11 protein-coding genes and 1 riboswitch are annotated in these 12,362 nt (G+C 61.0%); of the genes, 8 read left to right on the plus strand and 3 right to left on the minus strand.

Going from position 1 to position 12,362, the window contains the following annotated elements:
• Positions 1-79 precede the first annotated feature (79 nt).
• Positions 80-193: riboswitch (SAM riboswitch) on the plus strand.
• 89 nt (positions 194-282) lie between these two features.
• The 3 genes from RG2_RS25940 (at position 283) to RG2_RS25950 (ending at position 3,222) form a co-directional block, all read left to right on the plus strand.
• Positions 283-1,509, plus strand: coding sequence for an LLM class flavin-dependent oxidoreductase (locus RG2_RS25940; protein WP_033235997.1), 1,227 nt, complete (start codon positions 283-285; stop codon positions 1,507-1,509).
• 19 nt (positions 1,510-1,528) lie between these two features.
• Positions 1,529-2,896, plus strand: coding sequence for an NtaA/DmoA family FMN-dependent monooxygenase (locus RG2_RS25945; protein WP_033235998.1), 1,368 nt, complete (start codon positions 1,529-1,531; stop codon positions 2,894-2,896).
• Positions 2,897-2,976: 80 nt separating this feature from the next.
• Complete coding sequence (locus RG2_RS25950; RefSeq protein ID WP_033235999.1) at positions 2,977-3,222, plus strand: hypothetical protein; 246 nt, start codon at positions 2,977-2,979, stop codon at positions 3,220-3,222.
• A 3-nt stretch (positions 3,223-3,225) separates the two neighbouring features.
• Here the strand turns inward: RG2_RS25950 and RG2_RS25955 are convergent, their stop codons facing one another.
• Complete coding sequence (locus RG2_RS25955; RefSeq protein WP_033236000.1) at positions 3,226-3,651, minus strand: nuclear transport factor 2 family protein; 426 nt, start codon at positions 3,649-3,651, stop codon at positions 3,226-3,228.
• Between the two features lie 378 nt (positions 3,652-4,029).
• On the opposite strand from RG2_RS25955, the gene RG2_RS25960 reads away from it, so the two are divergent.
• Genes RG2_RS25960 through RG2_RS25980 form a run of 5 tightly spaced genes read left to right on the plus strand, consistent with a single transcriptional unit; the run spans position 4,030 to position 10,216 of the window.
• Complete coding sequence (locus RG2_RS25960) at positions 4,030-5,634, plus strand: ABC transporter substrate-binding protein (RefSeq protein ID WP_033236001.1); 1,605 nt, start codon at positions 4,030-4,032, stop codon at positions 5,632-5,634.
• A gap of 8 nt (positions 5,635-5,642) precedes the next feature.
• Positions 5,643-6,599, plus strand: a complete 957-nt coding sequence (locus RG2_RS25965; RefSeq protein WP_033236002.1) for an ABC transporter permease — start codon at positions 5,643-5,645, stop codon at positions 6,597-6,599.
• Positions 6,599-7,453: an ABC transporter permease gene (locus tag RG2_RS25970; protein WP_033236003.1), complete on the plus strand. Its 855-nt coding sequence runs from the start codon at positions 6,599-6,601 to the stop codon at positions 7,451-7,453. Before RG2_RS25965 ends, RG2_RS25970 begins: the two co-directional genes overlap by 1 nt.
• Positions 7,454-7,486: 33 nt before the next feature.
• A complete protein-coding gene (locus tag RG2_RS25975; protein ID WP_033236004.1) occupies positions 7,487-9,187 on the plus strand; it encodes a dipeptide ABC transporter ATP-binding protein in 1,701 nt (566 codons plus the stop codon).
• A gap of 54 nt (positions 9,188-9,241) precedes the next feature.
• Positions 9,242-10,216 (plus strand): TauD/TfdA dioxygenase family protein, encoded by a 975-nt coding sequence (locus RG2_RS25980; RefSeq protein ID WP_033236005.1) that lies wholly within the window; start codon positions 9,242-9,244, stop codon positions 10,214-10,216.
• A gap of 51 nt (positions 10,217-10,267) precedes the next feature.
• Here the strand turns inward: RG2_RS25980 and RG2_RS25985 are convergent, their stop codons facing one another.
• Both RG2_RS25985 and RG2_RS25990 read right to left on the minus strand, forming a co-directional pair.
• Complete coding sequence (locus RG2_RS25985; RefSeq protein WP_033236006.1) at positions 10,268-11,122, minus strand: hypothetical protein; 855 nt, start codon at positions 11,120-11,122, stop codon at positions 10,268-10,270.
• Between the two features lie 88 nt (positions 11,123-11,210).
• On the minus strand, positions 11,211-12,212 hold the full coding sequence (locus RG2_RS25990) for an MBL fold metallo-hydrolase (protein ID WP_033236007.1): 1,002 nt from the start codon (positions 12,210-12,212) through the stop codon (positions 11,211-11,213).
• Positions 12,213-12,362: the final 150 nt, after the last annotated feature.

The following is a 12,362-nucleotide window of genomic DNA, read 5'->3' on the forward strand; positions in this document are numbered from 1 at the left end:
AGGTGGTTCATGGTTTCTGCCCTCTGGTGGCAATTCGGGTCGATCGTGGGCGGGCTGCGGAACCGATACCGTCACGGTAGGTGCAGAGTTCCAGCGACAAGGACCGGCTAGCTGGACGGCAACCCTTCATGCCGATGGGGTGCCCCGGGATCACACCTGGCGACACGCGTGGTGTGTGTCGCAAGCGGCAGTTGCGGCACTACCCGTCAGTGAAAGAGGGCTGACGGTTCTGCGGCCGGCACTGTGCGCTCCCGAGTAGTCCTCGAACAGGAGTAGAAGCCGATGACCTCCACCCTTCCCATCCACCTCGCCGTAGCGCTTGACGGCGCCGGCTGGCACCCGGCGGCCTGGCGAGAACCCCATTCGCGTCCGAGTGAGCTGTTCACCGCGTCGTACTGGACAGATCTCGTGACTACAGCCGAACGCGGTCTGCTCGACTTCGTGAGTATCGAGGACAGCCTCTCCGTGCCGGGCAACCCATTCGAGCCCGTCGGTGACGCGGTCGATCGTGTGCGCGCTCGACTGGACGCGCATCTCGTGGCGGCCAGGCTGGCACCGGTGACGCGCAATATCGGATTGATTCCGACGATCACCACGACGCATACCGAGCCGTTCCATGTCTCCAAAGCTGTTGCAACGCTCGACTACACGTCGCGAGGCCGCGCTGGGTGGCAGGTGAAAGTCTCAGCGTCCGAAGCGGAGGCCACGCATTTCGGCCGGCGCGATATCCCCGCGTTGACCGAAGATGATCGGGCGTTGCTGGTATCAGGCAACCTTCCCGATTTCGTGCGTGATCTGTTCGACGAGTCAGCAGAGGCCGTCGACGTGGTTCGGCGTCTCTGGGACAGCTGGGAGGATGACGCCGAAATTCGTGACGTGGAGCGACGACGATTCATCGATCGAGACAAGTTGCACTACATCGACTTCGAGGGCAAGTACCTATCCGTCCGTGGACCGTCGGTCACTCCGCGGCCGCCGCAGGGGCAGCCCATCATCGCAGCGTTGGCGCACCAGCGCGTTCCGTACGAGCTGGCTGCTCGAACAGCCGATCTGGTGTTTGTGACTCCTCTCGACGATGGTCAGGTGCCCTTGATTCTCGCCGAAGTGCGTGCGGCGCAGGAACGGGTGGAGCGCTCGGGTGAACCGCTCCGGGTTTACGGCGACATTGTTGTGTTCTTCGATGCAGCAGGGGAATCGGGTCGAGAACGACTCGAACGCCTCGACAATGCGTCGGGTACCCAGTACCGCTCTGATGCACTGATCTTCACCGGCACGCCGGCTGAATTGGCCGATCACCTTCTCCGCTGGCAGCAGTTGGGGATCGACGGCTTCCGTTTGCGACCCGGTGTTGCCGTGGACGATCTGGACACGCTTGTGAATGGGCTGGTACCAGAACTGCAGAAGCGCAACGTATTCCGTACCGCGTATCCAGATACGAATCTTCGCGGACTTCTCGGATTGCCGATCGACGTCCCCAACCGCTACGCCGCCGGCACTCCGGCTGCCTGAACAGACGAGGAATACTTTCATGAGTTCTCAGCAGCGTAAGCAGGTCATCTTGGGTGCCTACCTGGGCGGCGTCAACCATCACACGGCGTGGTGGGATCCGCAGGCGGGCAGCCAGATCGAATTCGACTCCTTCGAACACACCGCTAGAACCGCCGAGCGCGGAAAATTCGACTTCTTCTTCCTGGCAGAAGGACTGGCACTTCGCGAACGCGCGGGACAGATCTTCGATCAGGACATCATCGGCAGGCCGGATACCTTCACGGTGCTCGCCTCATTGGCGGCAGTAACCGAACACCTCGGATTGGCCGGCACCATCAACTCGACGTTCAACGAACCGTACGAATTGGCCAGACAGTTCGCGACACTCGATCAACTGTCCGGTGGCCGTGCGGCCTGGAACGTCGTGACGTCGTTCGATGCCTTCACCGGGCAGAACTTCCGTCGCGGCGGTTACCTCGATCGCGCGCAGCGGTACGAGCGCGCCGAGGAAACCGTCGCACTCGTCCGTGAAATCTGGGATTCGTGGCGCAGCGACGACATCGTCGCAGACAAGGATTCCGGTCGTTTCCTCGCGCGAGTAGAGGCTGGTGAATTCGCTTTCCACGGATCACAATTCGATGTGAACGGTCGGTTCACTGTTCCGCGCAGTCCGCAGGGTCGCCCGGTCATTCTTCAAGCTGGTGTCTCGCCGCAGGGGCGGGATTTTGCGGCCGGCAATGCCGACGCGATATTCTCGCCGTACGGGCAACTGCCTGAGGCGTCGGACTTCTATCGGGACATCAAGACCCGTGCTGTTGCAGCCGGGCGTGATCCGGGTGACATCAAGATTCTGCCGTCGGCGAGCTTTGTGCTCGGCACGTCCGAGGCTGATGCTATCGAGAAGTACCGTGACATTCGCGATCAGCAAGTAACAGGCCAGACTGCGTTGATCCTGCTCGAGCAGATCTGGAATCTCGATCTTTCGGGTTACGACCCGGAAGGACCGCTACCTGATATCGCACCGGATCCCGAAGCATCCCCGATCATTCAAGGACGGGCATTCATCCATCAGGACCGATTCGAGACCGTCGCGAAGTTGCGCGCTGTGGCCGAGAACAAGAAGCTGAATCTGCGTGAGGTCGTGATCGATCAGTTCGAGCGCGGGCCGATAGTCGGTACTGCGCAACAGATTGCCGAAAAGATCGATTCGTTTGTGCAGAACGACGGTTCGGATGGATTCATCCTCGGTTCGCACCTTGTACCAACAGGATTGGACGAGTTTGTCGACGACGTAGTACCGCTGCTGCAGGATCGTGGCGTTCTGCGCGCCGACTACGAAGGAACGACGCTACGAGACAACCTTGGTCTGGCAATTCCGGCTGATCGTGCTCTTGTGGCGCCGCGATGACATGGGCGAATAGCGCGTGGGGATCGGGGTACTCCGAAAACGTCGGCACCTAACGTCGACAGTCCTGGAGGAGGAAGACCATGCGTGTGAAAAGCCTGGTCGGAGCCGGTGCAGTGGCAGTTGCACTGGTTGCCGGTCCCCTTGCCCAAGCGTCTGCCCAAGCGTCCGCGGAGGGCTCGGTTGCTCCGGGCTCGGATAGCCTGCCGAACACGCTGACCTGCGAGAGTGTCTTCGATGCCTTGGAGGATCAGAGCCCGGAGTGGACGGAGGAGGGGATCGACCAGGTCGAAGACTGGTGTGAGTCGATCACCGGTGAAGAGGATTGACCGTCAGCCGCGAGCGATGACGCGCCGTGACAATCGCCAGCGACCGTCTTCGAGTTCGAACTCGTCTGCGTAACTTCCGACGCCACTGAGACGAGGCGTCGTGGCAGTGTCGACGTAAAACGTCCACACCGCTTCGGCGCGGGCCGAAGTGTCCGACGTGATCTCGACGGCGATTGCGGTGGTGACGTGGCGCGTGAAGGTGCCCGGTCCTTGGATTCCCGCAGCGCGGCGTTCGCGAACACCGGCAGCGATTTCCTCGCGGCCGCGTCGTACCTGGAGCGGCAACCCACGGTCGGGGTTGGCCGGCATTGTCCATTCGGCCTGGCGAGTGAATTGTTCGACGTAATCGTCGACTGTTCCCGTATCGGCGAGGTGAGCGATCCGCGCGAGTGCGGTTCGGATCTGCTCGGCTGGGCTTTCGGGCTGCATCTGTCTCCTTGGTATTAGGGCGGACTTTCCGGATGCTACCGCGGTGAGCTGGGAATAGTAGGTCCGGTCTCGTTGAGCGGGCCTATTATTCGTGAGTTCGAATCACCGTGAGTCCAACTATTTCCCCAACATAAGGGGAAATGATTAAGTGTGTTCACGAAGGCAAGCGCCTTGAATCTGACCGGAAGGTTTACCGTGTCCGTCCCTCTGCGATGTCTGCGCTGACTTCTTCAGCGCCACACCGGCTGGTGTAGCCCTCATTGCCCACTGAACTTCACGGTTCGGGTTCTTCGAGGCCACCAGGACGACCACTTTCCCTTTTGCGTGCCGCGCTCAGCGCGCGTCGCTGCGCACCCTCATACGAAGGACCACACCTCCGTGAACTCGTCATTTCCGACGGCTGGGCTTGATCGCCGTGCCTTTTTCCGTGGCAGCGCTATTGCCGCATTCGCAATTCTTGGTACCGGATCGCTCGCTGCGTGCTCCTCTGCCGTTGGTGAACAGCGTTCCGATGCAGGGGAATCGGTGGAACCAGTGCCCGGCGGCACGCTCACCCTGGCAATTCCGGACGATGTCAGCCCATCTGCTCTTTTGACCAGCACAACAATTGCCGGCACTACCATCTCCGGGCTTGTCTTCGAGACATTGACCCGCTACCCGATCGATTCCGTAGTGCCGCAACCTCTTCTCGCCAAGGACTGGAAGCTCTCGGACGACGGTCTGACGTTGACGCTGAATCTGCGCGACGACGTCACCTTCCACACCGGCCGCCCGTTCACCTCTGCGGATGCGGAGTTTTCGCTGCGTACGTACGCCGATCCCAAGTTCTCCGCACAGCTGCGCAGCACAGCGGCCACCATCACGGGCTTCGACTCCTCGGATCCGAAAAAGCTGGTGCTGACGCTCGCACACCGAACCGGTAACATCTTCGACTTGCTGGACCTGGCGCCGATCTTCGACTCGGAGACCTTCGACAAGGCGGTCAGCGGTGAATCCTTCATCGGGACAGGACCGTTCGTCTTCGCCTCGCGCACCCCGAACAGCTCGATCTCCTTCGATCGCAATCCGAACTACTGGGTTGCGGAGCGTCCCTTCCTCGACCGCGTCGAGGCTCGTATCGTCCCCGATTCACAAGCCCGTCTGACGTCTCTCAAATCAGGTCAGGTTGCGCTCGTCGCCCCGGGATCGTTGACCTTCCGTGATTCTCAGACAGTTGGCAAGACAAGCGGTTTCGCAACTTCAGCTCTCGACGGGGCGGAACTGCAGACGTATCTGGGCGCCAACGTCACGGCTGAGGGATTGACCGATGTACGAACCCGGAAAGCCGTGGCGTATGCCATCGATCGGGATCGCATCATGAGTGAGGTGTACCGCGACGCAGGCTACGCCGTGAACCTGCCGTGGCCGAAGTCGTCGCCCGCATACGACGCGGCCAAGAACTCCACGTATACGCGTGACGTTGCCAAGGCTCGGTCACTGGTGAGTGAGGTGGGAACACTGCCGACCATTCCGTTGACGTACACGGGTGCCAGCCCGGACTTCGAAGCGGCAGCCCAGATCGTGCAGGCCAATCTTGCTGAAGCGGGAATTCGCGTCGAGTTGGACCCAGTCGAAGCGACTATCTTCTTCAAGCAGTTGATCGGCGCAGAGTTCAAGGGGCTGTGGCTGACCAGTCACACCTTTGCGCAGTATGTTCCGTCGACGCTGACCGTCAGCGCCTACCCTTTCAATGCCGCGCACAATGCGTCGAAGTTCAGTTCGCCGGCATACTCCGCGGCCGCCGACTCAGCGTGGCAGGTGCCCGACGGCTCGAGCGACGTTGCAAAGAAGCTGTACGCGGACCTCGGCACCCAACTGTTGGAAGAGTTGTTCCTGATCGAGATCGGTGTGGTGGTTCCGCAGGTATCGGCTGCTTCCACCGTGCATGATCTTGCGTGGACCAAGGGCCGTCAGCCGCAGTTCGCCAACACCTTCCTGGCTTAGGGGAGAACATGTTTCGCTATGTTGTCGGCCGACTACCGTCGGCGGTAGTGGTTCTCTTTCTTGCGTCGTTGTTGATTTTCTCGGTAATGCGACTGGTTCCCGGTGATCCGGCCTTGGCGCTGGCCGGTCCCGATGCCACGCCGGAAGCGATTGAGGCGATTCGTCATTCGCTTGGTCTCGACAAGTCGGTCCCCGCTCAGTACCTGTCGTGGATCGGCGACGTTTTGACATTGGATCTGGGTCGGTCGTTTGTCCTCGGTGGCCAGATCTCGGATCTAGTGCTGGCCGGGTTGGGCAATACTGCGGTGCTTGCCGGCAGCGCATTGCTGTTAGCGGTAACGTTGAGCCTGATTCTCAGTGTGGCCGTGGTGGTCTGGCCGAAGAAGTGGCTGACCAGTGTGGTGAACGTGCTCAACACGCTCTCTGTCGCGCTGCCCAATTTTGTGACGGGTGTTCTACTGGTCCTGGTGTTTGCGGTGCTGATCCCGGTGCTGCCTTCCGGTGGTGTTCCTCCGGGCGGGTACCTGGCTCGCCCCGACATCACGCTGCAGTATTTGGTGCTTCCGGCACTGTGCTTGGCCTTGCCGGTCACAGCCGCTCTGACCAGATTTCTCTCGGAGGCCCTGCGCACCGAGATGGCGCAGCAGTATGTGATCACCGCTCAGGCTGCGGGAGTCACGCGCTGGAACCTGGTGACCCGCAGCGCTTTACGCAACGCGCTGCCGACCATGTTGACTGTCCTCGGAATTCAGACCGGGCATCTCCTTGGTGGAGCCGTGCTGGTCGAGGCCATCTTTGCCTGGCCGGGAATCGGTCAACTGATTCAGCAGGGAATCGGTCGGCGCGACTACCCGGTGGTGCAGGTGCTTCTGCTGCTCTCGGTCACGATCTTCGTGCTGATTCAGTTGCTGACAGACATCGTGCACGCCTACCTCGATCCGCGTATCCGCATTGGAGGACAGTAATGACTGTCGTTGATCAACGCCAGGACACGCAGACTCGACGTTCGCACCCGGTTCGTGACGCGCTGACTCACGGCCAGGGACTTGCGGGTGTCCTGATCGTGCTGGTCATCGCAGCGGCGGGCATCGCGGCACCGCTGTTGACGAACTACGGACCCAACGAACAGATCGAGGGCGCAAACCTGTTGGGCGCCAGCGCACAACACTGGTTCGGCACTGATCAGGTGAACCGCGACGTCTTCACTCGCTCGCTGTACGGCATCCGCATCAACCTGGTCATCGTCCTTGTTGCGGTGCCGTTGGGTGCGATCATCGGCTCGCTTGCCGGCTTGATCTCGAGCATCAACCCGGTTGCCGATGTCATCGCTCAACGTATTTTCGATGTGATCCTTGCTTTTCCGCTGCTCATTCTCGCGATCACGCTGGTGGCGATTACCGGTCCCGGTATCTTTCCGGTGGTCGCGGTGATCGTGGCCGCCGAGATCCCTATGTTCGGGCGGCTCGTACGTACCAGCGTGCTGAAAGTTCGTGAGCTACCGTTCGTGGAATCGGCTGAAGTGATCGGGGCCGGCCGTTGGTGGGTACTGCGTAAACATGTGCTGCCCAACGTGGTCGAACCGTTGAGCGTGCAGATCGCCCTGTCGATGTCGGTGGCCGTATTTGCCGAAAGTGCGATGAGCTTCCTGGGTATCGGCGTGCGACCGCCGGATCCGTCACTGGGGTCCATCATCTCCGATGCCATCCCCAATCTCGACGTCAATCCCGCTTACGCCGTCGGGCCGCTGATCATCGTCTCCGCCTTGGTCTTGAGTTTCCTCCTGATCGCCCAGGCGCTCGGCAAAGCTCGTCGGATCTGACGCCGCCTAAACGACCACTTCAAGGACACAAGCATGAACGCAGTAAAGCAGCAGGCGGTCCTCGCCATCGAGGATCTGGTGATCCGGTTCGGTACCGCGGATAGCCGACATGAATCAACCACCGTTGTCGATCAGGTGAATCTCGAAGTGGCACAGGGTGAAATTCTGGCACTGGTCGGAGAATCCGGATCGGGTAAGTCGCTCACAGCGCGTGCAGTCCTCGGCTTGCTGCCGGAAGGGGCTCAGGCAAGCGGCTCGATCGAACTCGGTGGTCAGCAGGTTCTCGGAGCTGACGAGGCAACCTTGAACAAGGTGCGCGGCACCCGCGCCGCAATGGTGTTTCAGGAACCCCAGACCGCACTCAACCCCGTCCAGAAGGTGGGGTGGCAGATTGCTCAGGTTCTGCGGGCGCACGGCAAGATATCCCGTGCCGACGCTCGGGCCCGCGCCGTCGAACTGCTGCGGATGGTGGAGATTCCGGAACCGGAGCGTCGGGTCGATTGGTATCCGCATCAGCTGTCGGGCGGCCAGAAGCAGCGCGTAGTTATTGCGCTGGCTCTGTCGGGTTCGCCGGATCTGCTGATCGCAGATGAGCCGACGACTGCGCTCGATGTGACGGTGCAGGCCGAAATCCTGCAGTTGTTGCGGGATCTGCGCGATCGGTCGGAGACGGCGATTCTGTTGATCACACACAACATGGGAGTCGTTGCGGATATCGCCGATCGCGTGCTGGTGATGAAATCCGGTCAGGTGGTGGAACAGCAGTCGGTTTTCGATCTGTTTGCGTCACCGCGGGCGAGCTACACGCAGGCTCTACTGGCAGCGGTGCCTCGGCTGCCGGAAGCCGAGCACGCCAAACCAGCAGTTGCGCTGGTCGATGATGTCGAGCGCGCGCTCACCGAGCCCATTCTCCGGTTCGACGACGTCTCGATCGTGTACCCGGCCCGTCTGGGTAACAAGGCGTTTCGGGCTGTTGATCAGGTGAGCCTGAGTGTGCGGCCTGGTGAAGTAGTGGGTCTGGTCGGTGAGTCGGGCTCGGGGAAAACAACTCTCGGGCGCAGCGCGCTGGGTGTCATTCGGGCCAGCAGTGGCACCGTGAGCTTCGACGGAACCGACCTGGGCACGATATCCGCAGCGAATCTTCGAGGTCTGCGTAAGGGTATGGCACTTGTCCATCAGGATCCGGCGGCGTCACTCGATCCCCGGCGGACCGTCGGGCAGAGCATCGGTGAACCCCTCGAAGTCCACCGCTTTGCTACCGGGGCCCTGCTTCGGAACAAGGTCGAGGAGTTGCTCGAATCCGTTCGTCTCCCCAAGTCATTTGCTCACCGGGCACCGGGAGAGCTGTCCGGTGGTCAGCGCCAGCGGGTGGCGCTGGCGCGAGCACTCGCACTCGGACCACGACTGTTGGTTGCCGACGAGCCGACCAGTGCGCTCGACGTTTCAGTCCAAGCCGACGTTCTTTCACTATTTGCCGACCTACGAGAGGAATACAAGTTCGCATGCCTGTTCATCAGCCACGACTTGGCCGTCGTCCATCAGGTGGCCGACCGGGTAGCGGTGCTGCGCAGCGGGGAATTGGTCGAAGATGGCCCCGCTGCGGAGGTATTCAGCTCACCGCGCCAGGACTACACCAGGAGATTGGTTGCAGCGGTGCCGCTTCCGGACCCGCTGCGCCAGCGCGAAGGACGGGGAACTACTCGAGTGGAGCCAAGCCTGACTGTTGCTGTCTGACCGATACGCTCGCACGACACACAACCCTTCACTCTCACTTCACAGGAGAATTTCATGTCTATCACCGAACTCGAACGCGTCGCACTCACCCCTGAAGAGATCTACGCCGCAGGCGGAATCACCGTCCACAAGGTGGGTGAGCTGATTGGCGCACGCATCGACGGCGTTCACCTTTCGGGTGACCTGTCCGCGGAGACCGCGTACGCAATCAACTACGCACTCGCCGCCCACAAGGTTGTATTCTTCCGCGGTCAGCAGCATCTCGATGACGTGTCGCAGTACGAATTTGCCGGCACACTTGGCACGCAGACCACCACCCACCCGACGCTGAAGTCTGCCGACAACAAGCTGTTGGTTCTCGACGGGGCGGCCAGCAGCTGGCACACCGACGTCACATTCATCGACCGTATCCCGAAGGCATCGATCCTGCGCCCCACGACGATTCCCGAGTACGGCGGAGCAACAACGTGGGCGTCCACGACCGCCGCCTACAACCAGCTCCCGCATTCGCTCAAGGTTCTGGTCGAGAACCTACGGGCCGTGCACACCAATGCGTACGACTACTCCGAAATTGTCGACAAGGTGAAGCAGGGCGAGGGCGAGCGTCTGACCAACTACGGAGAGTTCACTCGCGAGATCTACGAAACGGAGCACCCGGTGGTTCGCATCCACCCGGCAACCGGGGAGAAGACCCTGCTGCTGGGTCACTTCGTGAAGGAGTTCGTCGGACTCAAGCCGTCGGAGTCGGTTGCGCTGTTCCAGCTACTGCAGGCACGAGTTATCAAGTTGGAAAACACAGTTCGTTGGGCCTGGGAGGCCGGGGATCTGGCGATCTGGGACAACCAGGCCACCCAGCACTACGGCGTCTCCGATTACGGAACCCAGGCGCGCAGCGTGCACCGAGTGACGTTGGCCGGGGACGTCCCGGTGGACGTCCACGGTGAATCCAGCCGCATCATCAAGGGCGACGCGTCCGAGTTCTCGATCGTCGCGGACATCGAGCGGCTCCCCGGGTTTGCCGCGAACTGATCTGATGTAGAGCGTCTGACAACGAAGCGCGTTTGGTGGCCGATTGTGCGGTCACCAAACGCGCTCGTCGAGTTCAGGGGGCAGCTCGAACATCTTTCCCCACGAGTGGTGGCACTTAAGGCAACTCCATTGGGGAGTGTTCGGGCCTACGACGCAACCGGTGACCGAGATCCAGGGTCTTTCGTTGTGGAGGTAGGCCGGCATTCCCGGGGAACAGCGCGAGGTCCAGCGAGCCCGGCACTGCGGGCATGGCGGGTGTGTCGAGACCATGTATTCGACAAGGTTCGTGTAAGCGGATGACGCAATTCTGCCCGCGCATTTTCGGCACAGAACGGCCGGACAGTCGTCTCCGGGCTCGAATTGTCTGAAGCTGCGCGGCGCCGAGTGAAAATGCATCGAATCCCCGGCTGTGAACTTATTCAAACGTAGCGGCGCATCACAAGCGGTGCATGAGCCGTAGCTGCCGAGTAGGGTGCGGGCGTGCGCAGCGGTTGACGTTGGGTCCGTGGTGTCGATTTCGAAGGAATCGAGACCGACGGCGGAGTGGAGCGCCCACAGGATGCGGTCACCGAGTGCGTCGTCGATTTGACCTGTCTCGCTGGGGAATTGGATTGATATTGCCTTTTCGATGTCCGGAACCAGCGGAAGTCGAGAGAAAGTGTCGTAGTTTTCGCTCACTTCCAGGCGAGCCATGCCGTCGGCGAACGGCGCTGTCAGGGTTTCCGCGCAAAGGACAGTTCGGGGATCGGCGTCCAAGACGGTGATCAGGACGTCGCCGGCCGCCATATCGCCGTGAAAGCTCCACGGATCGACTTTGGCCTTGGGTTCGAGAAATGCCACCACGGCGTCGAGCCAGGGTGTACCGAGAGCGATAAATACGTGCTGACCTGCGCTGCGCGTAATCATCTGCGAAGTATTGCAGGGGGTGCCGACAGGGCTCGGCTATCGAGACACTGGTCAGGGCCGGCTGTGCTGTCGGCCCTGACCGGTCATTTCAGTACGTACGGGCGAACAACGCCGGTTCCGTATCGGAAACCTGCGTAACCTGCTCGCGCGCAACCAGATGACGTAAATGTGCGGCACCCTCGGACAGTGCCATGGTCTTGCCCAGCGGAGAGATATCCGACCACGGCTTGTACCACTTCATATGTGCCGCAACATCCCACACCGTCAGCTTCTGATCGCCGAATGCCTCGAGTAGGTGATCCAGGCGCTCCTCGTGGTGCTCGATCAGCTCACCCGCGCGGCCACCCACGCTGTCGATGGGGATGCCGTGTGCGCCGAGTCCACGCGTGATGTCCATGGTCTGGACGCGTCGTAGAGACGCGAAGAAATCGGCCAGGGCGTCGCGTTCCTCGAGGGGGTACGTGAAGTTGCCGACGTGCGGCGTTGTCTTCTGCAGGACGTGGTCGCCGGTGAACATGACGTTTGCGTCGTCGAGATAGAAGCAGACATGCCCGGGGGTATGGCCTGGTGTGTAGACAACGCGGAGTCCGCGGCCGGTGAGGCTGATGATCTCGTTGTCCGAGAGGATCCTGTCGGGAGCGGAGTCCGCGCTCGTCGGTGGGTTTCCGTCGGCTGCCTGCCGGAATGCTTCGCGATCGGCCTCAGGGGCTCCGGCCTTGGCCATATTGGACAGCTGGTAGGCCATCCACTCTTCGCCCTTGCTGCTGGCCATCTTGTTGAACAGGTCGTGATCGTCCTCATGCATCGCGATCCAGGCACCCGACGCCTCACGCACGCGACCACACAACCCGGTGTGATCCGGATGGAAATGGGTCACAACAACGCCTTCGATATCGGTGACCGAATGACCGATCTCCGCCAACCCGGCATTGAGGCCCTGCCAGCCGTTGTCGTCGTCCCAACCCGCATCAACCAGGATCAGGCCGTTCGGGGACTCCATCGCGTACACCAGCGTTGCACCGAGTGGGTTGTCGGTGATGGGCACCGGAATCTGGAATATGCCATCGCCGATGGCAGCTGCACCGTTCATCTGTAGTACCTCGTTTACCGATTAAGGAATCTGTTTCTATGTCCTTCATGTTTACCGTGCGCTCGATTAGCCCGTGACGCAGGTCCTACCTGGCGGGAATGTGTGACCGTCGGAGTGCATTTCGGATCGGCGAGAGTTTAACCTTCCTAC

The sequence above is a fragment of the Rhodococcus globerulus NBRC 14531 genome (assembly GCF_001894805.1).
Classification (GTDB): Bacteria; Actinomycetota; Actinomycetes; order Mycobacteriales; family Mycobacteriaceae; genus Rhodococcus_F; species Rhodococcus_F globerula.